The sequence below is a fragment of the Kitasatospora sp. NPDC086801 genome, assembly GCF_044745805.1.
In the GTDB taxonomy this organism is placed as follows: domain Bacteria; phylum Actinomycetota; class Actinomycetes; order Streptomycetales; family Streptomycetaceae; genus Kitasatospora.
This window is the reverse complement of record NZ_JBIVAX010000062.1, coordinates 1-20,601: the sequence shown is the minus strand read 5'-3', so window position 1 is coordinate 20,601 and position 20,601 is coordinate 1. Positions and strand designations below refer to the sequence as shown.

Genomic DNA, 20,601 nt, shown 5'->3' with positions numbered 1-20,601 from the left:
GGTTGGTCTCCCTGGGAAACGGGCCGGGGGCCGCGCGGTGGCGGGCCCCCGGGTTCATGGTGTCGTACGGGTCGGACGGCGCGGGCCGGTTCAGACGAGGTCGCCGGGACCGGCGACCAGGTCGCCGAAGTCGTGGTCGCCGGTGGCGGCCTGGGCGGCGCGGCGACGGACGACGACGTCCGTGGAGCAGACCGTCCCGGTGGCCGGGTCGGTCTGGGTGAGCGTCAGCCACCGGTCGTACTCGCCGACCGCCATCTGCGGGTCCGGCGTCCACACGAGCCCGGCCGCGTCCTGGCAGTGCTCGCGCAGCCACGCCTCCGCGGCCCCTCGGGCGGTCACCTCGTCCTGGCAGCAGGCGAGCAGCCGCGACGTGAACGTGGCGGAGTCGTACACCGCCTCCCACTGCCCGGCCTGTGCGGTGCCGGCGGTGTTCTCCAGCGCGGCGAGCAGCTGCTGGGCGCGCTCGACGTGGTCGCCGCCGACGCTGTCCTCCAGGACGTCGTGCGCGACCTTGAGCAGGTCGGCGGCCCGCTCGGCCCGGTCGTCATCGGTGTCGGCGAGGGAGACCGAGATCGTGTCGAGGACGTCGGCCAGCTCCTGGACGACACTGCGCCGGCCCTGGCCGTGCGGGGCCCACAGCACCCGCAGGACCGCGAGGTGCGCGGCGGGGTCGGCGGTGCGGGTGGCGAGCGCCAGCAGGCGCTGCAGGCCGGTGTGGACCTGGTCGAAGGCGAAGGCGATCTGCTCGGCCTCGGTCGGCTCGGAGTAGGTCACTGGGGGTTCCCTTCGGGATTCGTGCTGGTGGAGTGGCTAGCTGGCTAGTTGGCTCGCTGGCCAGCCGATTGGGCGGCTGGCCAGCGAGCCGGGTGGGGTGTGGGTCAGAGGGTGTCGCCGAGGTCCATGGCCAGGTCGTTGGCGATGTCGTACAGGTACTTGAGCGACTGCTCGGCCTGGCGCAGCAGCGCCGGCCGGTCCTCCTCGTCGGCCTCCAGGGCAGCGGCCAGGATGCTGACCGCGGGCTCCAGCTCCTCGGCCTCGTTCCAGCGGTGGCACAGCTCCAGGAAGGAGATCGACTCGCGGAGCAGGTCGACCAGGACGTTGGGCTCGGCCGTGGCCGGGTGGGCGGTGGCGGGGGCGTTCTCGTGGCGGGAGGCGATGTAGGCGAGGTACTCGCCGTGGTCGGCGGCCAGGGTGGCGAAGGTGACGGTCTTCTTGGCGGTCTTGGCGGGCATCTGCCGGTTCTCCTTCGGGTGGCTTGCTGGCTAGCTGACTAGCTGGCTTGTTGGCGGGGTCCGGTGCGGGGCGGTCAGACGGCGGCGATGATCAGGGCCGCGACGAACAGGAAGAGGACGTGGAACGACTGGTCGAGGGCGTAGGCGCCGGTGCCCAGGGTCGGGGCGTACAGGCCCTTAGCGTCGACCGGGTGGTGCTGGTGCGCCGGGGTGCCCAGGCTCATGAACTCGCTCTTGTTGGTGACCCGGGCCAGGCGGGCCAGGGTGACGCGGCGGTCCGCCCACCAGTGGGTGCCGGCGTCGACCGCGAACCCGAGGACCAGGCCGAGGGCGGAGAGGTGGAGACCGAGCGCCAGGACGGCGCCGACCAGCAGGACGGCCTTGGTGGCGGTCAGGCCGAGCACGTGGCGGGTGCAGGCCCAGCGGCCCTTGCTGCCCTTGAGGCCCTTGTCCGCGGCCTGGCAGGACGACTGCACCCAGTGGTCTCCCACCTGGTGCCCGGCGTACAGGGCGGCGAAGGTGGCGGCGAACGTAGCGGCGGTGGTGGCGTCCACGGTGATTCCCTCCGAGTTATCTAGCGAGATTGCGCGCGAGTCCGGGCGGACCGGCTACTGCTGGTCGAGGTGGGCGAGGGCCCGGGCCAGCAGCGGGCGGTGGGCGGCGTACAGGGTGCGGCCGGCCGCGCCGATCGCGGCGTCGAGCTGGTCGAGGGAGCCGAACGGCCACCAGTTCGCGTCGGTGGCGTCGTCGGCGGCCACCGCCGTGACCTCGGCGGGCAGCTGGAACAGCGCGCTGGTGCTGCTGACCCAGGCGTGGTCCGTCGCCCGCCAGTCGTCCACGACGTCCTTTCCGAGGATCACCGGGTGGTGGTCGGCGAGGTCGATGCCGGTCTCCTCGCGCAGCTCGCGGACCAGCGTCTGCGGGGCGTTCTCGCCCGGGTCGGTCATGCCGCCCGAGATGGCCTCCACGCCGATGTCGCTGCGGGTGATCAGCAGCACCCGGCGCTGGTCGCCGTAGCCGGCCACGACGATCGGGTCGGCTGCGCTGTTCTCACCCCACTTGCCGAGGTTCCGGCCGGTGGAGCCCGTGCGGCCGAGCGGGTGCAGCGGCCAGCCGCGCTCGTCCAGCTCGAACGGCACGAGCGCGGCGGCCTGGCGCTGCTGCCAGTCGCGGACGTCGGCCGGGGTGGCCGCGGCCTCGGCCCAGCCGGGCACCTGCTGGGCCAGGGCCTCCGGCCGCAGCTCGGGCGGCGTCATGTCGACCGGCCGGTACTCCGGCCAGGTGGCCGACCAGCTGCGCAGCTCGGCGGGGACGGTGCTGGCCAGGTGGGCGCCGAGGACGGCGCGGCCGAGGTCGGTGATGAGGACCGGGTGGCCGGGCTCGGTGGCGTCGGGCTCGCCGAGCACGACCAGGTCGTCCTTGAGCAGGCGCTCCAGGGCCGGGCGGCTGACGCCGGAGCCGGGCTTGTCCGGGGTCTTGTAGACCCGGACGGTCCGCTCGGTGAACTGCTGCAGGTAGTTGCGGCCCGTCGAGTTGGTGGCGGGGAGGTTGGTCGGCATCTGGGTTTCTCCTGGTCAGATGTAGGGGGTGATGGCGTCGCGGATGGAGCTGGCGACGCCGGAGAGGTTGTCGGTCTGCAGGCGGACGTCGAAGTCGTACGGGTCGCCGCCCTCGGCCTCGTGCTCGGCCCACACCGCGTCGGCGGCGGCGTCGAAGACGGAGGCGAAGGCGTCGGCCAGGCCGCCGTCCTTCACCGCCTCCACGACGTCGGCCTGGTCGGCGCCGCCGCGCCTCACGGCGTCGGCGAGCAGCAGCAGGGCCGCCCGGGCGGCGGGGATCAGGTGGGCGAGGTCGCCGCCGAGGCCGGCGGTGTCGGCGTCGGTCTGGCTCGGGACGACGGTTCCGCTGATCACACGGTCCGGGAGGCTCTGCTGCTGGTCCATCGGTGGCTCTCCTTGGTGGCGGTTCGGGTCAGCGGTGGACGACGGGCTTGTCGAGGTCGCGGTCCTCGACCACGGCGGTGACGCCGAGGACGGCGAGCGCGGCCTGCAGGTCGCGGGCGAAGCTGGCCGCCCGGTGGCGGCCGCCGGCGCACCCGGAGGCGACCTGCACCGGGTAGCCGCTCGCCGAGGGCCCGGCCTGGTAGGCGAGGACGGCGGCCGCGATGGCGGCGACCAGCTGCGGGATGCCCGGGGTCGAGCGGACCGCCTCGCGGACCTCCTCGTCGTGGGCGGTGAGGTAGCGCAGCTCCGGGGTGACGTGCGGGTCCTTGAAGTGGCGGCGCAGGTCGACGGTGATGTCCGCCATCGGGGCGTCGCCGTGCAGGTAGCCGAACGAGGTGATCAGGACGGACTCGCTGGCGGTCATGTCCGCTGCTTCCTTCCGTTGGGTTCGGGGGCCGTTCCCCCGATGACTCCAGTATGCAGACTTTGAGTATGCATGTCTAGTGGATGCATTCTGCCGGTCTGCATTTTGGCTAGCTGGCTTGCTGGCCAGTGGGCTCGCCCACCGGCCAGGTGCTTCGGATACAGGGGAGGGCCCGCTCGCAGCGGGCCCTCCGGTCAGCTGGTGGCGCGGTGCCTGGCCGTCTGCTTGGCGACGTGGTCGCGGGTGTAGCCGGTGGCGGCGGCGGCGTCCGACTGGAGGATCTGGCCGTCGGTGATCAGGGCGTCGATCGCCTGCCACATCTCCTCGTCGGCCTGGGCCTTCGCCAGGTCTGCCGCTGCGTGCGCCTCGTCCCGCGCCTTCTTCAACTCCTCGATCCGACTGCGGCCGGCCTCTCTGGTCTTCGGGTCGGGGCGTGCCATGTCTTGCTCCTCTGCTGCGTGGGGACTACGGGTCTGCATGCCGTCTGGATGCAGACTCGCAGTCTGCCTTACGCGGCGGTCAGCGTCGGCGGACGTCGCCGCTGCTGGTCCGGGTGCTCAGCTGGAGGTGGTCGGCCCCGGTCACCCTGATGTCGCCGGAGGAGGTGCGGATGTCCAGGGGGCCGTTGGAGCGCGGCATCGCGCGGAAGGTCACGTCGCCGGAGGAGGCGTGGATGCGGGCAAGGGTGCCCTCGTAGGCGCCGATCCGGACGTCCCCGGAGGAGGTCTTCACCTGGAGGCTGTCGCCCACCCGCCCGACCGTGACGTCTCCGCTGCTGGTCTCCACCGCAAGGATCTCGACGGACTCCGCCTGGATGTCACCGCTGCTGGAGTCGACCGCGAGGCCGAGCATGGCGCCGCGGGCCTCCAGGTCTGCCGAGCTGGTGCGGAACGCCATGGCGCCGTGCGGGGGCAGGACGATGTCCGCGACCACCGGGCTGATGATCTGGCCGCTGCCGCCGCCGAAGGTGACCCGGCCGCCGGCGCCGATCGTCATGCCGACCACCGTGGTGCCCGCAGCGACGGTGCCGAAGTTCTGGATCACCGTGACGCCCCGGCCGCCGGTGAAGGACATCGTGGTGCCGGGGCTGCGGGGGACGGTCACGGTCAGGGTGTCTCCCTCCTCGCGCCACCGAACGCCCCGGACCGCGTCGGCGGCGGCGCCCTGGTCGTCGTCGGTGTGGATCGTGATCGTCGGGACGACGGCGTCGGGCCTGACCGTGACGCGGGCCAGGCCCTCCGGCAGGTCGAGGTTCAGGTGCTGGGCGCGGGTGGCGGTGGCGGTCTGGCTGGTGCTCATGGCAGCGATCTCCTCTGCTCCGGGGGCTGTCCCCCCGATGACTCCAGTATGCAGACTCTTGATATGCATGTCCAGCATATGCATTTTCTGAGTCTGCCTGTTGGCTTGTCTGCTTGCTGGCTTGCTGGCTAACCCGCAGGTGAGCGGGTGGCGGGCCGGGTGGGGCGCCTGTCGGGAGGGGTGTAGAGCGGACGGGCGCGTTCGCGCCCGGCACCCCCGGCTGACCGTCTTGGCGGGCCGCGCGTTCACCGTCGCCGCCCGCTCGGCCCCGGGGGGCCTCCCGGCCGGCGCCGGGCGCGGCCCGCCGCCTGCCGCCCCTCACCCGCACCCCCGTGCCCACCACCGCCAGGCCGAGCGGCACGGCCGCCGCGGACTGCGGCCACCAACGTTGGTGGGCGGGTGCCGGGTGCGCTCACCAACGTTGGTGGGCCGCCCTGGGGAGGCCGGCACCAAGGTTGGCGGGCCTGCTCGTCAGCTAGCCAGCTTGCCAGCAAGCCGCGCGAGGGGCCGTGCCGGGCCCGGGGGCAGCCCGTGCGGCGAGGGGGATCGCTGTCCGGGCCCGTGGAGCCCTGACGCCCGCCGGGGCCCGCAGACGGGCGTGCGGCGGCTCGGCGTGCGGGGTCCTGATGTGGCTCCCGATGTGGCTCCTGCTGTAGCTCCTGGTGCGGCTCCTGATGTCGGCACCCCCGCTCGGGCGAGGGCCTGGCATCGGTGCAGGTCAGGCCGCCTTCCAAGGTCGGCGGAAATTCCGACGTCCCTGGTGTGGTCCGGCTGGTGGTGGTTGGGCGTGGGCTGACCGGGGACCGCGGGCCTGCGGCGCTGGCTCGGCTGCGCAGGCCGGAAGCGCGCTCGGCCAGGCGGCCGGTGCTCCGTCCTGCCGGGCTGGGGAGCCACCCGAAGCGGGGGGAGGTCGCCTGGCTGGCCCGCCGTCGCCGTCGTCCGGTCGGGGCCGGTCCACCGGGTGCCACTGTGTCGGCGTCCGGTGGACCGGCCCCCGGTGTTCGTGGCGTCCTTTCAAAGAACCGGGTGTAAAGAACCCTCCCTCCCGGGCCGGGAGGGAGGGCGGGACCTCGGGCACAGCGGCTACGGCAGGCCGACCGCCTCGATGACGGCGGCGGCCAGGCCGTCGAGCGTGCTCGACACCGCGGGCTGGCCGGGGCGGGCGAGCCGGGTCTGCTCGACCACGTCCAGGCGGCGCGGGTAGAGCGGGTGGGCGCCGACCGCGATCCGCCGGCGGGGGTTGTCGAGCGCGGCGCCCAGCTCCAGCAGCGCGATCGGCTGGACGGTCTCGGCGGCGAACCAGAACGCGGTGACCACCTGCTCCAGGTGGAGGTGGTGGTGCTCCCAGGCGATCTGCTCCGGGGCCGCGGCCGGGTCGTGGATCGGGAAGTCCGTCCGGCGGGGGTTGAGCACCACCAGGCCCTCGGCGAGCAGCTGCTCGGCGAGCCCGGCCTGCCAGTCGGTGCAGCCGGTGATGCCGCCGGCGAGGAACACGGCGGGCGGGTCGCCGGCGGCCGGGCGGTAGTAGTCGGGGGCCTCGAAGTAGCGGGTGCGGGCGGTCGTCGTCATGACCGGATGATGCGCGCCGGGTCCCGCCGGTACGCCCGTTTCCCGTTGCCTCTGCGCTGGGGGTTAGGGGGAGAAGGAACTGAACCAGGTACTGAAAGGGGTTCCCGTGCGGGAACCTGCTGGGTTCCCGCACGGGAACCCTTCGGGCCCCGCTGGACGGGTTCCCGGTCGGGAACCCGTCCGCCTCCCTTTCGTCACGACGGAACCATGGTCAGAGCATCTGCAAGAGGTGTCTGGTCCTGGCTGTCAGTGGGCGGGCTGGCCGTCCTCGCCCGGGCTTGCCTGGCCTGCGGTCGCGGCGGTGCTGGGTCCGGTCCACCGGCGGATCGGCAGTCCCAGCGCCTTGGCGTACTCCAGCTCACGGCTGGTGGACTCTCCGACGTACCCGGCCTCGTCGGTCACGAGCAGCACTTCGTCCGCCATGCGGATCTTGGCGCGGTGCAGAGCGTCCAGCCGCTGCTTGAGCGCGTCGGCGCCGACGGGGTCCTCCCACAGCTGGTGCGGTCGCTTCATGTCGCAGCCGGGCGCGAGCACGATCCGCCCGGCCGCGGTCTCGTGCAGGTTGGCCTCCTGCATCTGCTCCCAGAACTTGGTGGAGCCGCAGATCACCACGACCGGGGGCTTGGGCTCATCCATGCCGGTTCTCCTTCGGGGCGGCGGTGGGGAGCTGGGCGAGCGGCGAGCGGCGGCCGGGCCCGGTGGCGCGGACGGCGGCCCAGTCGATGCGGGGGCTGCGCTGGAGTCGGTCGAGGTCGGCCTGCCGGTAGAGCGGGACGAGGATGCCGCGGTGGTAGGAGGAGGCGACCTCCTCGGCCGGGACGAGCAGGCCGGCGCGGATAAGGTGGCCGACGTCGCTGTCGCGTACGCCGAGCAGGCCGGGCAGGTCGTCGCGCTGGTGGAGTCGGCCGGCGCGGGAGGCGGCCAGCACGGTGCGGCGGGTGATGCCGCGCTGGAGGGTGAGCCCGCAGTAGAGCGTGTGGTCCTTGTAGGCGCCCTGGATGGGCAGGTGGCCGCGGCGGGCGAGTTCGGCGGCGGTGCCGGAGGCCAGCTCGACGCCGAGCTTCTCGGCGAGGTAGTCCTCGGCGCGGCGGGCGCCGACGTCGGGCAGGTCGCCGACGGCGGCGAGGACGGCGTCGGCCTGGGCGGCCAGGTCCTCGACCACGGCCGCGCTCCAGCGGCCGGTGGCCGGGTCCGGGTCGGGGATCAGGCCGATGCGGCGGGCCCGCTCGCGCTGCCACTCGGTCAGGCCGACGCGGTCGGCGAGCTGGCGGGGCCCGTAGGTGCGGGCGGCCGTGGTGGTGGGCGTCTTCGTCACGGTGGTCAGAACTCCCTCGGTTCGGGGGCGGTGTTGCGGCTGGTCGTCCGGTCGCCGAACGGCGGCTCGGTGGAGTACTGGTCGGCGGGGATCCGCCACAGCCGGAGCATCGCCTCGGCCACCGTGTCGCCCTCGCCGGTCCCGACGTGGGTGCCGTCTGGGTCGGCGGCGGTGGCGATGTAGCGGGCGGGCTCGGGCTCGTTGAAGGAGCCGTCCTCGAAGGTGAAGCCCTCCACCCCGGGGTCGAAGCTCAGGGTGACGGTGCCGCCGTCCTGCAGCAGCTGGTCGAGGTCGACGCGTTCGGCGACGGGCGGGTGGCCGCCCTGCGGGTCGGCGCCCAGCGGACGGGCGACGAGGAAGGAGGCCGAGATCACGGCCGCGACCGGCCGCCGGTGGCGGGTGAGGATCTGCGGGTAGCCCTTCTGCCAGTCGCCGGCGGCGGCGACCAGGTCGCCGAGGCGGTCGCGGGCGTCGGACAGCGGCCACAGCGGGCAGCGGTCGCGCTCGTCCTGCGGGATGGGGACCTTGTCCAGCGGGACCAGCGCCGCCCACCGCAGGTGGCCGGCCTCCGGCCCGGTGTCCAGGGTCAGGAGAGTTGGGGTGCCCTGCTCGGCGGCCGCGACCAGCGCGCCCCAGCGGGGGCGGGCCTTCTCCACCCCGAGCGGCTCACCCAGCTCGGCGGCCAGGTCCGCGTACCAGGGCGGCATCGGCCGCTTGTTCTTCTCGTCATCCATACCTGAATCCTAAGCCCCCTTACAGGGTTTCCGTAAGGGGGCTTAGGGAATTTTTGTGAAGCGGCTTACAAGTCGGGGGTGCGGAGGCCGGAGATCCCCGCCCAGCCGGGCGCGGGATCCACCGCACGGGTGACAGCCGGCCCGAAGGAGGGTGCGGGCCTGGCGGGTTATCTCGCATGATTACGCGATGGGAGTGCCGACGGTGCAGTACACGGTGGCGGTGGCGGAGGAGCGGCTGATGCTGCTCGACCGGGTGGCGAAGATGGCCGCCCGGCAGGAGCGGGACTGGCTGGCCGAGCAGCGCAGGGAGCATCTGGGGCTGCGGGCCTCGAAGCTGGCGGCCGCGCGGCGGGCCACCCGGGAGCTGCTGGCGAGCAAGCGGGAGTCGGGCGAGCTGGCGGGCAGCCGGGACTGGCTGCTGGTGCCCGGGGTGCGCGCGCAGCTGGCCGCGCGGGGCTGGGATCAGAGGAAGTTCAAGCCGATCCCGGCCGGGGCGCTGGCGGCCGGCCGCCGCTGGGGAACCGACCCGGGCCGGTACAGCGGCCAGCACGACGAGGGGGAGACCAAGTTCCTCGCCCGGCTCGGGCTGCGGCTGCCGCACGACCTCGGCGAGCGGCTCGCGCGCGCCGTGTACTGGCACAACGCGAAGATCGAGGCTCAGCTGCAGCAGTGGGCGGACCGGTGGGGCGACGGCCCCGAGGTGATCCTGCAGCAGTCGGTGCGCGAGCACGGCGGGGTGACCATGCTGGCCGCCCTCGGCGCCGCGTTCGCCCCAACGCCGAGCGAGGGCGAGCTGGCCGCACGGACCAAGCTGCGCAAGGAGGTCGTGACCACCGGAGACCTGATCCGCGCCGCCCTCGACCAGGCGCTGACCGAGGCCCCGAAGCGGGCGCGACTGGAGTTGAGCCGGCTGACCCGGGCCGCCCAGGCCGCCGAGCGCGACGCCGCCCACGCCGAGCGGCGCCGGGACGAGGCCAAGCAGGCCCAGGAGCAGGCCGAGGCCGAGCACAAGGACGAGACCGCCGCCAAGGCCGCGGACGAGGCCGTGCGCTGGAACACCCAGGCCGTCATGTCCCGGCTCGAAGGCGAGCGGCTCGCCGCCCAGGCCGCCGACGTCGCCGACCTGATCGAGCAGCTGGGCACGCCGCCGAAAACCGCGGTGCCCGAGCAGCTCGCCTTCCCCGAAGACTGACCGGCCGGAGGCCCGGAGCACCGGGCCGGGCCCCCGGCCGGGGCCGTGCAATCTTGCTAGATAGCCCAAGGAATCGGGCCGGGAAAGCCCGGCCGGTCGGCAAGCTCGCTTGCTGGCTAGCCGGGCTTTGTGCAGGTCAGGTGTCCTGCGGGGTGTTGCGGTCGATCCAGTCCTGGAGGGCTTGGAGCGCGGCGGCGTCCGGATCGGTCTGCGCGGCTGCACAGGCCGCCTCGAACCGGCGGGCCAGGGCCTTCGGCAGGCGCAGGCTGGCAGGCTGCTCGACCCAGGCGCGGACGGCCTGCTCCAGGGCGTCCTGCATCTCGACCTCGCGGTCGACGCAGGCTCCCTTGAACCGGCGGTGCAGGCCCTTGGCCAGGTAGCTGCCGAACGGCTTGCGGGTGTCGTCGGTCTCCTTCGGCGGCCCGGCCGCCGGCGCGGGTGCGGGGCGGCGGCCGGCGGAGGCCCGGGCCGCCTTCTTCGCAGCCGGGCCGGTGCCGGGCGGAGCGGCCGGGTCGATCCCGGCGTCGCCGGCCTTCTGCAGCCCGCCGCCGGTGCCCGGCTTGCTGGTCGCCGCGATGGCGTCCTTGAGCATCTTGCTCACGCCGCCTCCAGTCCTCGGTCGAGCAGCTCGCCGTACGCGGATTCGAGCTTGCGGGCGTAGCGGCCGGTGGCCGCGGTGATCGGCGCGCAGGCCGTGCGGCACTCCTCGCGCACCGCGTGGCTGTGGAGCTGGGTAGCCAGCAGGTGGTCGGCGAAGTCCGTGGTGATCCGCTCCTCCCAGTGCTTGTGGACCTCCCGGTACTCGCTCTCCCTGGGCACGATCGACCGGTACACGCCGGCGACCCGCAGGCCCGGGTTGGGGCCGCCGGGCGCGTTCTGGAACTTGATGGTCTGCAGGGCGTCGACCGCGCCGTCGTGGCCGTCAGCGGTCAGCGTTGCCGGGATGAAGACCTGGTGCGCCGCGAGCAGGCCGGTGGCGGCGAGCTTGCCTCCGGGCCGCGGCGGCAGGTCGAGGACCAGGAGGTCGACGCCCAGGCGCTCAAGGCCGGCGACCGCGCGGGCCAGGCGCGGCTCGAACATCACCGCGTCGGTCTCCCGACGGCCCAGCGCCCGCTCCGCGGGCAGCACGAGCGCGTTCTCCGGCCAGTGCGGACCGGCGGGCACGAGGACCTGGTCCACGAGCTCGGCCGGGTCGCCGGGCGGCTCCTCCGCCTCCGGGTCCACGTACAACAGGTCGTTCAGGCTGAACGCGGGGTCCTTGACCCCCAGCTCCTTCGTCAGGGTGAACCGGGGATCCAGGTCGCCGCCCGCGACCACCAAGCCCCGCTTGGCCGCGACCGCGATCACGCCCGCCGACGTCGAGGTCTTCCCCACACCCCCCTTGCCGCTGAAGAACGCGAACACGATGGTCACCGCTGGACTCCCTCCACCGACCTACCCGACGGCTCGCCAGCATGCCAGCTAGCCACCTAGCCCAGGTGCCGCATCGCCGAGTCCAGGCCCCGAAGAGGTAAGCCCGACAGCGCCCCCCGCAGCGGCGAATCCGCGACACCGCCCCGCCCACCGCCCGCCGCGGGCCGGCCGACTCCGGCCCCGCCGCCGCCCGCCCCGCTTCCGGCCGCCGGAAAGAGGGTCAGTGCGGCATCTGCCCTACCGCAGAGAGCAACCCGGGGCGGGGGATCGCCTGCGATGGCTGGTCTGGTCCCCCGGGTGACCCACCGTTGATCACGTTGTGTAGAAGATCGGGGCGGGGGCCGAGTGACGCAGTGACGCAGTGACGCACTTTTCCCCTACACCTCTGCCTCTCTCTCCTCTTCTCCATTCTTCAACAGAGGAGAGGGGGCAAAGTGCGTCACTGCGTCACTCAAAATCACCACAAAGCGGACACGCAGCAGGTAGGAGGTAGTGACGCACTCAGTGACGCACTCGGAAAAGTGCGTCACTAGTGACGCACTCGGGGGGCCTGAGTGACGCACTTTCCGGAGTGCGTCACTGAGTGCGTCACTGAGAGCGTCACTAGTGCGTCACTGACGGAGAGTGATCGTCACCGGCTGCCGGTAGCCTGACGTCCCGTCAGGGCGGTGTCCGGCGGCGAGGAGGGCCCAGTGGGCGGCTTCACCCAGTGGTTGCGGCAGTTTCGGCAGGTCAACGGCGCGATCGGCGATCTGGCGCGGGATGTGGCCCGGGATCCCGAGTGGCCCGAGGACGGGGACCTCGACGTCTACCGCGAGCACCTGCAGGACGTCGCCGGCCTTGACGACGACGCGCCGGCGATGCTGGCGCTGGAGTCGGCGTGGGAGACCTGGCTCCAGCACCGCTGATCTGGGTCCGGACATGCCGAAGGCCCGCGGGTGCCGGGGCACGGGCGGGTTCGGCGGAGGCGCTGTTCGCTACTCCAGCGGCGGGCGGTAGCCGGCGGGCGGCTGCTGGCCGGTGAAGCTCTGGTCGGTGACGGTCGGGATGGTGTGGCCGGTGGCGGCCTGGTCGGTGAACTGGTCCAGCGGCGGCTGGTGGTGGGGGGTCGGCTGCTGGCCGGTGCCGGGCTGGCCGCTGGCGGTGCGCGGGATGTAGCGGAGCTTGATGACGCGGCCGCCGGGGCCGGTCCTGATGCGGGTGACGTCCAGGCCGAGCTTGTCGAGGTCGGACGCGACGCGGTTGATCTTCCCGGACAGGACGCCGGCGGTGCGCGGCCAGCCCTCGGGGATCATCCCGGGGATCATCCCGGTCAGCTTCTCCAGCAGCTCGGCGGCCGGGCCCTCCCACTCGTGGACGCCGGTGGCCGGGTCGGGGGTCTCGGCCTTGATGAACTGCAGGAGCCTGGTGGCGACCGTGTTGGACTCCACCACCTCCTCGGCCAGCTCGACCCGCTCGTTGAGGTAGTCCTGCAGGATGCTGCTGGTGTGCCCGCTGACCTTGTCGAGCGAGGCCATGATCAGGCCGTAGTCGGCCATGCGGGGCAGGGGGATCTCCCCGCGGGTGGCCTGCTCGCGGATCTCCGGCAGCGCGCCGAGGACCTTGCAGATCAGGTTCAGCAGCGCGCCGAGGATCCGGGGCTGGGCCTCGTCGTACGCCTCCCACAGCTCGGTCTCGGTGCGGCGGCGGGTGATCCGGTGCAGGCTCACCGGGATCATGCGGTCGGCGAGGTCGCCGCGCAGGGCGCCGACGTCGATGCCGTTGACGATCAGCACCCGGCGGAACTCCTGGACGGTGACGTCGGAGTCCGAGTACAGGGTGCGCTTGAGGTGGGCGTCGCCGGTCGCGGCCCGGCACATCGCGTCGGAGAGCCACTCCGGGATCCGGCTCAGGTTGTCCAGGCCGACGACCCAGGAGCCGACCGCCGCGGTCGACCAGTCGTCCAGCTCCTTCGGCGCCGAGCGGGCCGGCGCACCGCTCGGGTCGAGCAGCTTGACCAGCATCTTCGTCGCGGTGCTCTTGGCGGTGCCCTGCTCGCCGGAGAGGAACACGATCGGGTGCGGGATGTTGGGAATCATGCCGGTGACCAGCCAGGACACCAGCAGCGGCCACGACTCGTCGGTGACGTTCAGCAGCGTGCGCAGCTCGCCCAGCGAGCCGCCCTGGGTCGGGATCGGCAGCGGCTGGGTGAGCTGGGAGCGGCGGAAGCGCGGGTGCTTGTCGGAGGCGGCCTCCACCCGCCAGCCGTGCCGGGTGACGATGACGACCTGGCCGTCCGTGCGGCCGAGGTCGATGGCGAAGCCGTCCTCGGGGCGCTTGCCGAGCGGGGCGACCCGCAGGTGCAGATCGACCGGGTCGCTGGCCTGGGCCATGCCGTCGATCGTGGTCATCGCGTCCGCCAGGCCGGAGTTGCTGGCGGCCTTGCCGTTGATCTCGTAGTAGATCCGGGCCAGCTCGGAGCGCAGCGAGATCCGCCCGCCGCGCGTGAGCCGGGCGATCCGGGGACCGTAGCCGGGGCGCGGGAGAGCGAACGTCTCGCCGGCCTCGCCGTTGCCGAACTCGTAGCGGGCCACGGCCATGCGGATCAGCTGGTCCGCCTGGCTCTCCTGCCGCCCGCCGCGCGAGGACGACTCCGCCGAGGCCCGCCGGGCCCGCTCGGCGTCGGCAGCCTCGGCGGCCTTGCGCTCCTGGAAGGCCCGGAACTCGAAGACCTCGGCCTCGGTGGCGTTCTCCAGCCACTGCTCGGCCTCGGACTTCTTCTTCCGCTCCCGCTTGAACGCCTCGAAGACGTCCGCCGGCACCTCCGTGGGCACCTGCGACTGCACGGGGATCTCCACGTCGGTGCTCATGCCGCACCGCCCGCGCGGGCCTGGCGTGCCCGGACGTCCATGAAGCGGGGGCGGCCGATCCCGGCCTGCAGCCCGCGGGTGACGGTCCGCTGGATCTCGCCGACGTAGCCGCGCGGGTTCTGCGTGCTGCAGATCCCGGCGGCCTCGGCGACGGCGACCAGCTCGCGCTCGGCGAGCGCCAGGTCGAGCAGCCCGGCGCCGACCAGCTGCCCGGCCCGGTACGCGGCCAGGTTGAGGCGCTGGGTCCGGCCGGTCTGCGGGCGCATCGACTCCAGCTCGGCCAGCTCGGAGGCGAGGATGCCCGCCGCCCACCGCTGCTCGCGCGTGGTGCCGACCAGCCGAGTCAGGTCCCGCAGCCGGGCGACCGCCCCGGCCCGGCCGGGAGCCTCCCCCGCTTCGGGTTGCTCAACGGTGGACGTGACCAGGGTCAGCATCCAGTCGGGCAGGACCGCCGGGGTCGTGAGGGAACCGGCCAGAGCGTAGGCCGAGCCCTCGACCTCGGAGCCGATGCCGACGATGTACCCGCCGGCGGCCCGCACGTCCACGCACCAGGCCACGGTGCCAGCCGAGTTGCGGACGGCGGTGCCCTGCGGCGCGGCGTAGACCAGGTGGAGCCCGCCGCTGCAGGTGCGCACGGCCATGGTCGGCACGATCACCTCATCGGCCTCGGCAGCGAGGTGACGCAGCATCGACAGGCCGTTCGTCACCCCGGCGGCGGCCAGGTCCTCCGGAGGAGTGGCGCCGTCCTTCGGGATGTCCAGGTCGATCGCCACCAGCGAGCTGGGCCCGCAGGCCACGCCGATGTTGAACGGGGCCCGGCCCCAGGTCCGGGAGATCACTGCGGGGTCGGTGGTGGCCCGCTCCTCCCACGCCTTCCAGCGCGGTTCCTTGCAGCCGACCAGCAGGGGGTGTACGGCCATCCCCCGTTCGGCGTACGTCAGGGCGCTGGCCAGAAGATGCTGGCGCAGCGCGGTGTGAGCTGGCGGTGACACGGTCTTCTCTCGTACGCTCAAGGGTGAGCGCACCTCCCAACTCTTCTCTCTTGGGTAGCTCGTCCGCCGAGTAGGTCGCTCGGCAGCTTCCGCGAAGGCCCGCCCTGGCAGGGGCGGGCTTTCGTCATTCTCGGATCATCCTCCCTTGGATTCGCGGCAGCGGTTAATCAGGCCGGTTTGATCAACGAAGCCGAAGCCGGTCTCGACTGCTGGCCGTTGGGCGACCCAGCCGGAGCCCCCGGTTTCTGGATCATGAACGGTCCGTATGTGGGCGAACCCCAGACCCTGGTAGTACCGGTGCAGGCTGGCGTTCGTGGTCCAGGCATCGAGCCGAAGCCAGGTGCAGCCGTTCGAGGAGGCCACGGTGCCAGCCCAGTCGAGCAGTTGGCTGCCAAGGGAGAGGCCCTTGAAGGCTCGGTCAACCGTCAGCTTGTGGACGTACCGCGCGGGCTGGCTTCGCTCGGCTTCGGTCCAGAGCAGCGGGTCGCCGAAGGTGTCGAGGGTGATGGTGGCGGCGAGATCGGCGCCAGGGGCCGCGCGGAGGACGAAGACCTCCCCGGCCTGGACGCTGCCGAGGATGCTCTCCTCGGGGTAGGAAGTGGACCACTGATCGGTGCCGAGCTGTGAGAGCCAGGCGGCGGCGTCGGTCCGGAAGCGGAGCAGACGGGGCACGTCGCGGGTCGTGGCGGGGGTGAGGATCACTCGGCACCGCCCTCGGTGTGGCCCTCGGCGTCGTCCAGCGGGTACTTCTTCCGCTCGTAGACGATCACGTGCCGGTCACCAGGCAGGATGCAGCTCGTCACCTGGATCGGGCGGCCCGTGGCGGTGTGCCCGGTCGTGATGAGGTCAGCGACGGGAGTCCCGGCCGGCAGGCTGAGCCGTTCGACCTCGGCCACCTTTGGAGCGCGGATGTAGATCTCGTCCAGGGCTTCCACCAACTCGTAGCCCAGCTCAGCCAGCACCGCGTTGGTGCCGCGCTCGACGGAGCCGTTGAACATCCACTCCGTGCCCTCCACGATCGACAGCGGCACGTAGCTGTCGTCGGTTGCGAACGCCTGACCGTCCACGTAGCTGGTCCGCCGGCGGACTGCGACGGGCACCTTGGGGTCGAGTTGAAGCCGCCGTCGGACTTCCTCGTCGGGAATTTCGGTGTCCACCTCGATGATCTGCTCCCCGTCGCGCCCCTCGGCTTGCAGCAGGCTCATGAAGACGTCGACCGTCGGAGGCCGCCGCCTGAACTCACCCTGAGGCCGGTAGACCAGGGGCTGCCAAGAGCGGACGAACACGCCAGCTCCCTGACGACCCTCCACGATGCCGTCGGCTTTGAGCAGGGCGATCACCCGGGCGATGGCCTGGGGGCTGATCTCGTAGTGCTCCGAGAGGATTCGCGTGCTGGGCAGTTTGCTGCCCGCCACGAATTCCCCTGCGTCGATGCGATTCCGCAGGTCGGCGGCGATCTCATGCACCCGTGGGGTGGTGTCGGAGCGTCGGGGCGAGTTGGACATGGGGAGAGCTTAGCGTGACTTCTCATGAGAAGTACAAGGGGTAGCGCCCTTTGGAGATCCGGGTCACTCGGTTGCCCGAACCTCTCATGAGAAGCGGTTGACGTAGTCGCCCCGCTACCCCTAGCTTCATTCCCAGAGCACTTCTCATGAGAAGTCTCGAAGGAAAGGCCAGTCCTTTTCGACGGCACCGCCATGCCAAAAACAGAAGCCCCGGCGCGTCACCGCCGGGGCCTCCGGGAGCCGTCGATCCCGAGGTGAGAGGAGCTAGGCACCCATGAACACCGCCTACATCGTTGCCAGTCGGCGAGTCGTTACCGCCGCTGACCTCATCGACGCCGCGGGCCTGTCGCCCGCCACGGACGTCGAGCCCCGCACCGCCAAGCTCGCCGCCGAGCGCGACGCGCTGACCGACTTCCTCGGCGACCTGGTCGCCGCCGCCGACCCGGACAGTGACGTGGACGCGGAGGACATCGCGTACTACGAGCAGCTGCTCCGCCGCCTCCCCTCCCCGTTCCGCAGCCGCGACCTCGCCCGCCGGCCGAAGACCCGCAAGGCGGTGGCGGCGTGAAGCGCCCGCTGATCGACCCGCGCCTGCTGACGCTGCTGCTGCCGGTCCTCCCGCTGCTGTGGACCCGGCTCCGCACCCTGCTGATGATCGGCGGGGGCCTGCTGGTCCTCGGGATCCGGCTGAGCCTGCTCGACACCCTCGCCCTGGTCCTGGTCGTCACCGTCGTCCTGACGCTGGAGGCGCTCGCGTCGCTCCCGGCCGCCGACCGCCACACCGAGGCCGCCGGCGGTGCCCGATGAAGAAGCACTTCACCGTCCTCGACGCCCTGGTCCTCATCCTCGCGGGCTACCTCGCGGTCCGGGCCTGGCAGCACGGCGAGACCTGGCAGAACGCGGGCCTGCGCGGCCTGGTGATCTACGCCATCGGCTACGGCGCCCTGCACTACCTGTTCAACACCCCGAAGGCCGGCACCACCCAGAAGAAGGGCCGATCGAAGTGACCCTCCCCCGGATCCTCTCCGTCCCCGCCGTCTGGCTCGGCGACCAGGTCGTCGGCCTCGTCTTCTACCCCTACAAGACGCTCGTGGCCCTCGCCGCGCTGGGCACCCAGCTCGTGACGCACCCCCAGGGCTACCCGCTCGCCGACCACACCGCCTGGGTCGTCCTGATCGGCGTGTTCGCCGCGGGCGACACCGTCCAGTGGTTCATCCGCCGCCACCAGGCCGAGCAGGCCGACTGCGACTTCGTCCTCGACCACGCCGAGAACTGCACCGGCTGCTGGGACTACCTGTACGACGTGGCCCACCTGCCGGAGGCCGAGCAGATCACCGAGGAGGTCGACCGGTGAGCACCGACGTCAACGACTGGCGGGCCTCGCGCCGAGCCGACCGGCTCGCCGACCGGGAGGCCAACCGCGAGGACCTCAAGGCCACTGCCGAGGAGCGGCGCAAGGACGCCGACGCCGCCCGCCGGCGGGCCGCCGCCGAGCGCCGCGAGGCCGAGGAGCGCAAGGCCAAGCGCCGCGCCGCCCGGGCCGCCAAGTGGGGCAAGGTCACCGGTTGGGTGACCGACAACCCCGCCCGTGCCTTCGTCCGCCTGGTCCAGGCGTGCTCGATCGTCCCGGCCGTGATCTCCCAGGTGACCGCGCTGGGCAACGCCAGCGTCGAGCTGCTGCTCGCGGCTCTGCTGGCCACCATGCTGGAGGGCACCGCCTGGGCGCTGGTGGCGATGGGCGCCGCCGCCGAGCGGGAGGGCAAGCCCGCCCGGGTCTACCGGGTCGGCGCGTGGCTGGCCGGCGCGGTCGCCGCAGCGATCAACCTCGCGCACGGCCTGGACGCCTACAAGGCCCACCCGTGGGTCGCGGTCGTCCTCGCGCTCTCCTCGCTGGTCGCGGTCTGGCTGACCGACCTGCAGACCCACGCCGGTCACCGGCCCACCCGGGCCGAGCGCCGGCGGGTCGCGGCCGAGAAGAAGGCGGCCGAGGAGAAGGCCGCGGCCGAGCTGGCGGCGGCGGAGGAGAAGGCGAAGGCGGAGCAGGCCGCGATCGAGGCCCACCGCGAGCGCCGCAAGGAGCACGAGCCCGAGGTGTTCGAGCTGACGCAGCGCCTGCTGTCGGCGGCCCCGCTCGGGAAGCTGGACGAGGACGACGCCTGGCGCACCGCGTGGGAGTACGTGAAGGGCATCGGCACCCCGGGCCTGACGGCGGAGATGCTCGCCGGGCGCAACGCGGCCCGGGCCCGGGTGGCGGAGCACTCGGCGCTGCCCGCGCCGGTCGACCTGCTCGGCCCCGGCCGACCCGAGGACCCGTTCCCCGCGCTGACCCTTCCCCTGCTCTCCGGCCCGTCCGACAGCGTGTACGTGGACACCGTTCCCGAGGCGCTGGCGGCCCCCTGGCGGGCGATCTCCGAGGAGCCGGAAACCCTTGGGGGAATTGAGCGAGAGGGCTCTGACGACCCCGCCCAGGGCGGCGTCGAGGAGGGCGGGAAGAAGGCCCCGGGGAAGACCTCCGCCCCGGCGGCCGGGAACACCGGGAAGGCCCTCGACCCGGAGCACCTGGCGAAGGTGCGCGACCTGGCGGACCTGTTCGCCAGCGCCAACCGGACGATCTCCACCAGCGACGTGAAGAAGCTGCTGGGCGGCGGCCGGAACGAGTACCTGGTCCGCCTGCGCCAGCAGGTCGAGGCCGAGCGCGCCGAGCGGGGCGAGCAGTGAGCCGGCTGGAGCTGGACCCGACCGGCGAGCGGTTCGGCGGCCTGCCGATCTGGGGCTGGAAGACCGCCCCGGACGGCCTGGCCACCCGGGACCAGCTCCGCCGCGAGGGCCTGCGGCCGGCCTGCGGACAGCAGGTCGTCGGACAGATCCGCTGGCGCAGCAGCAAGGCCCGGCACGACGGCGGGATCCGCGAGGCGTACCTCTACCGCAAGGCCGAGGCGGTGCCGATCGGCGAGCTGACCGAGGCCAGGGCCCGGGGGCTGGAGGCGGCGATGCGCCGCCGGCGGACCTGCCGGACCTGCCGCACCGAGCGGCCGTACTACATCTCCACCCGCCTCGGCGAGTGCACCACCTGCGCGGACGGCCTGGCCGACGCCGCCTGAACCACCAGCACTACCGCGGGGCCGGTCTCAACCGACCAAAGCGATGCCCGGCCCCGCGTCCTCCGGCACCACACGACGGCGACACCAGGGAGTACCCATCATGACCGACCAGCCGATCGGCCCCGCCAGCTTCGGGCCGGACGACGCCGCCAACGGCAAGGTTGACCTGTCCAAGTACTTCGACGCCGAGCACCTGGCGGAGTTGGAGCAGGCGATGTGGGAGGCCGCCCAGCTCACCGAGACCGGCCACGACAACTCGACCATCGGCACCCTGCGCGAGCCGGTCGCCGAGGCCCCGGTCGTCGGCTTCATCGAGCCCCAGCAGATGGACGACGAGGAGCGCGGCTGGTGGGAGCGCGAGATGCTCGCCATCCTGCCGCCGGCCTTCGCCGACACCGAGACCGCCCGCCGCACCCTGCTGCAGGCCCGCGCGGTCGCCTGGAACCGCACCAAGTTCCACGGCCTGCGCTCCCCGATCTACGCGGTCCGCGCTACCTGGGTGGCGATGTACGGGGCGTGGACCCTGACCAGCAACTCGGTGCACTACCTGTTCGCCGGGGAGTACGTCGACTCGATCCGCCAGGCCCGCGCCAGCCGGGACGACGTGCTGATCGAGACCCTGCGCGACGCCCGCTCGAAGAAGATCAACGAGCGGTTCCGCTCCAAGCGCGCCATCGCCGGGCTGGCCGGCGGCGGCGTCTACGTGACCGCCATGCTGGTCACCGCCGCGATCGGCGAGTGGGTGGTGGCAGGCCCCATGGTGATGGCGGCGGCCGCGCTGTGCGGGATCACCGGCTTCCGGACCCGCCGGGCCCAGGCGGTTGCCGCCGGGGACGCCCCGTTCACGATCCTGGACCAGCAGCCCGAGCAGCACCAGGAGCTGACCGACGAGCGGCTGACCAACGCCCTGCGGGCCGTCGGGCTGCTCAAGGCCGGCGACGAGCTGCGGCCGGTCGGCCTGATCGGCCGCGAGAAGATCGGCGGGGTCACCGCCGAGATCGCCACCGTGGACCTGCCCACCCACGTCACGGCC

Annotated in this window: 27 protein-coding genes; 9 read left to right on the top strand and 18 right to left on the bottom strand. The window is 72.8% G+C overall.

All coding sequences use genetic code 11. The annotated features are described in order from the left end of the window. Positions 1 to 90: 90 nt before the first annotated feature. The 12 genes from ACIPLC_RS36100 to ACIPLC_RS36045 form a co-directional block, all read right to left on the bottom strand. A complete protein-coding gene (locus tag ACIPLC_RS36100) occupies positions 91 to 774 on the bottom strand; it encodes a hypothetical protein (RefSeq protein ID WP_400477287.1) in 684 nt (227 codons plus the stop codon). A 104-nt stretch (positions 775 to 878) separates the two neighbouring features. Beyond that, complete coding sequence (locus ACIPLC_RS36095; protein ID WP_400477286.1) at positions 879 to 1,232, bottom strand: hypothetical protein; 354 nt, start codon at positions 1,230 to 1,232, stop codon at positions 879 to 881. Positions 1,233 to 1,306: 74 nt separating this feature from the next. Next, the gene (locus ACIPLC_RS36090; protein WP_400477285.1) at positions 1,307 to 1,786 is read right to left on the bottom strand and encodes a transcriptional regulator; all 480 of its coding nucleotides are present in this window, start codon (positions 1,784 to 1,786) and stop codon (positions 1,307 to 1,309) included. Between the two features lie 54 nt (positions 1,787 to 1,840). Then, on the bottom strand, positions 1,841 to 2,791 hold the full coding sequence (locus ACIPLC_RS36085) for an NUDIX domain-containing protein (protein WP_400477284.1): 951 nt from the start codon (positions 2,789 to 2,791) through the stop codon (positions 1,841 to 1,843). 15 nt (positions 2,792 to 2,806) lie between these two features. Further along, positions 2,807 to 3,175, bottom strand: coding sequence for a hypothetical protein (locus ACIPLC_RS36080; protein WP_400477283.1), 369 nt, complete (start codon positions 3,173 to 3,175; stop codon positions 2,807 to 2,809). Positions 3,176 to 3,203: 28 nt separating this feature from the next. Next, positions 3,204 to 3,599, bottom strand: coding sequence for an ATPase (locus ACIPLC_RS36075; RefSeq protein ID WP_400477282.1), 396 nt, complete (start codon positions 3,597 to 3,599; stop codon positions 3,204 to 3,206). Between the two features lie 194 nt (positions 3,600 to 3,793). Next, a complete protein-coding gene (locus ACIPLC_RS36070; protein ID WP_400477281.1) occupies positions 3,794 to 4,039 on the bottom strand; it encodes a hypothetical protein in 246 nt (81 codons plus the stop codon). Between the two features lie 79 nt (positions 4,040 to 4,118). Next, on the bottom strand, positions 4,119 to 4,898 hold the full coding sequence (locus ACIPLC_RS36065) for a DUF4097 family beta strand repeat-containing protein (protein WP_400477280.1): 780 nt from the start codon (positions 4,896 to 4,898) through the stop codon (positions 4,119 to 4,121). A 1,083-nt stretch (positions 4,899 to 5,981) separates the two neighbouring features. Further along, a complete protein-coding gene (locus ACIPLC_RS36060; protein ID WP_400477279.1) occupies positions 5,982 to 6,467 on the bottom strand; it encodes a nucleoside 2-deoxyribosyltransferase domain-containing protein in 486 nt (161 codons plus the stop codon). Positions 6,468 to 6,713: 246 nt separating this feature from the next. Then, a complete protein-coding gene (locus ACIPLC_RS36055) occupies positions 6,714 to 7,103 on the bottom strand; it encodes a hypothetical protein (protein ID WP_400477278.1) in 390 nt (129 codons plus the stop codon). Next, positions 7,096 to 7,782 (bottom strand): hypothetical protein, encoded by a 687-nt coding sequence (locus ACIPLC_RS36050; RefSeq protein ID WP_400477277.1) that lies wholly within the window; start codon positions 7,780 to 7,782, stop codon positions 7,096 to 7,098. Before ACIPLC_RS36050 ends, ACIPLC_RS36055 begins: the two co-directional genes overlap by 8 nt. 5 nt (positions 7,783 to 7,787) lie before the next feature. Continuing rightward, on the bottom strand, positions 7,788 to 8,516 hold the full coding sequence (locus ACIPLC_RS36045; protein ID WP_400477276.1) for a type II toxin-antitoxin system prevent-host-death family antitoxin: 729 nt from the start codon (positions 8,514 to 8,516) through the stop codon (positions 7,788 to 7,790). 187 nt (positions 8,517 to 8,703) lie between these two features. Between ACIPLC_RS36045 and ACIPLC_RS36040 the strand changes: the two genes are divergently transcribed. Then, a complete protein-coding gene (locus tag ACIPLC_RS36040) occupies positions 8,704 to 9,708 on the top strand; it encodes a hypothetical protein (RefSeq protein ID WP_400477275.1) in 1,005 nt (334 codons plus the stop codon). 136 nt (positions 9,709 to 9,844) lie between these two features. Here the strand turns inward: ACIPLC_RS36040 and ACIPLC_RS36035 are convergent, their stop codons facing one another. Both ACIPLC_RS36035 and ACIPLC_RS36030 read right to left on the bottom strand, forming a co-directional pair. Continuing rightward, positions 9,845 to 10,309, bottom strand: a complete 465-nt coding sequence (locus tag ACIPLC_RS36035; RefSeq protein WP_400477274.1) for a hypothetical protein — start codon at positions 10,307 to 10,309, stop codon at positions 9,845 to 9,847. Then, positions 10,306 to 11,121 carry a ParA family protein gene (locus tag ACIPLC_RS36030; protein WP_400477273.1) on the bottom strand — a complete coding sequence of 272 codons (816 nt, stop codon included), beginning with the start codon at positions 11,119 to 11,121 and terminating at the stop codon, positions 10,306 to 10,308. The genes ACIPLC_RS36035 and ACIPLC_RS36030 overlap by 4 nt, the downstream gene beginning before the upstream one ends. Positions 11,122 to 11,813: 692 nt before the next feature. Here ACIPLC_RS36030 and ACIPLC_RS36025 point away from each other — a divergent pair. After that, positions 11,814 to 12,029, top strand: a complete 216-nt coding sequence (locus ACIPLC_RS36025; RefSeq protein ID WP_400477272.1) for a YozE family protein — start codon at positions 11,814 to 11,816, stop codon at positions 12,027 to 12,029. Between the two features lie 69 nt (positions 12,030 to 12,098). Here the strand turns inward: ACIPLC_RS36025 and ACIPLC_RS36020 are convergent, their stop codons facing one another. From ACIPLC_RS36020 to ACIPLC_RS36005, 4 genes are all read right to left on the bottom strand, one after another. Continuing rightward, positions 12,099 to 13,970 carry a hypothetical protein gene (locus ACIPLC_RS36020; RefSeq protein ID WP_400477271.1) on the bottom strand — a complete coding sequence of 624 codons (1,872 nt, stop codon included), beginning with the start codon at positions 13,968 to 13,970 and terminating at the stop codon, positions 12,099 to 12,101. Continuing rightward, positions 13,967 to 14,962: a bifunctional DNA primase/polymerase gene (locus ACIPLC_RS36015; RefSeq protein ID WP_400477270.1), complete on the bottom strand. Its 996-nt coding sequence runs from the start codon at positions 14,960 to 14,962 to the stop codon at positions 13,967 to 13,969. Before ACIPLC_RS36015 ends, ACIPLC_RS36020 begins: the two co-directional genes overlap by 4 nt. Positions 14,963 to 15,097: 135 nt before the next feature. Next, positions 15,098 to 15,664: a GNAT family N-acetyltransferase gene (locus ACIPLC_RS36010; RefSeq protein ID WP_400477269.1), complete on the bottom strand. Its 567-nt coding sequence runs from the start codon at positions 15,662 to 15,664 to the stop codon at positions 15,098 to 15,100. Next, positions 15,661 to 16,467 carry a GntR family transcriptional regulator gene (locus ACIPLC_RS36005; RefSeq protein ID WP_400477268.1) on the bottom strand — a complete coding sequence of 269 codons (807 nt, stop codon included), beginning with the start codon at positions 16,465 to 16,467 and terminating at the stop codon, positions 15,661 to 15,663. Before ACIPLC_RS36005 ends, ACIPLC_RS36010 begins: the two co-directional genes overlap by 4 nt. Before the next feature lie 274 nt (positions 16,468 to 16,741). On the opposite strand from ACIPLC_RS36005, the gene ACIPLC_RS36000 reads away from it, so the two are divergent. The 7 genes from ACIPLC_RS36000 to ACIPLC_RS35970 all read left to right on the top strand — a co-directional run. Further along, positions 16,742 to 17,035, top strand: coding sequence for a hypothetical protein (locus ACIPLC_RS36000; RefSeq protein WP_400477267.1), 294 nt, complete (start codon positions 16,742 to 16,744; stop codon positions 17,033 to 17,035). Beyond that, positions 17,032 to 17,274 carry a hypothetical protein gene (locus ACIPLC_RS35995; RefSeq protein ID WP_400477266.1) on the top strand — a complete coding sequence of 81 codons (243 nt, stop codon included), beginning with the start codon at positions 17,032 to 17,034 and terminating at the stop codon, positions 17,272 to 17,274. The genes ACIPLC_RS36000 and ACIPLC_RS35995 overlap by 4 nt, the downstream gene beginning before the upstream one ends. Next, the gene (locus tag ACIPLC_RS35990; RefSeq protein WP_400477265.1) at positions 17,271 to 17,474 is read left to right on the top strand and encodes a hypothetical protein; all 204 of its coding nucleotides are present in this window, start codon (positions 17,271 to 17,273) and stop codon (positions 17,472 to 17,474) included. Before ACIPLC_RS35995 ends, ACIPLC_RS35990 begins: the two co-directional genes overlap by 4 nt. After that, entirely contained in the window at positions 17,471 to 17,821 is a 351-nt protein-coding gene (locus ACIPLC_RS35985) for a hypothetical protein (RefSeq protein ID WP_400477264.1), read from the top strand. The genes ACIPLC_RS35990 and ACIPLC_RS35985 overlap by 4 nt, the downstream gene beginning before the upstream one ends. Continuing rightward, positions 17,818 to 19,185 (top strand): DUF2637 domain-containing protein, encoded by a 1,368-nt coding sequence (locus ACIPLC_RS35980; RefSeq protein ID WP_400477263.1) that lies wholly within the window; start codon positions 17,818 to 17,820, stop codon positions 19,183 to 19,185. Before ACIPLC_RS35985 ends, ACIPLC_RS35980 begins: the two co-directional genes overlap by 4 nt. After that, complete coding sequence (locus ACIPLC_RS35975; protein ID WP_400477262.1) at positions 19,182 to 19,568, top strand: RRQRL motif-containing zinc-binding protein; 387 nt, start codon at positions 19,182 to 19,184, stop codon at positions 19,566 to 19,568. The genes ACIPLC_RS35980 and ACIPLC_RS35975 overlap by 4 nt, the downstream gene beginning before the upstream one ends. A 100-nt stretch (positions 19,569 to 19,668) precedes the next feature. Beyond that, positions 19,669 to 20,601, top strand: a 933-nt coding sequence (locus ACIPLC_RS35970) for a hypothetical protein (RefSeq protein WP_400477261.1), incomplete at its 3' end; no start/stop codon positions are given.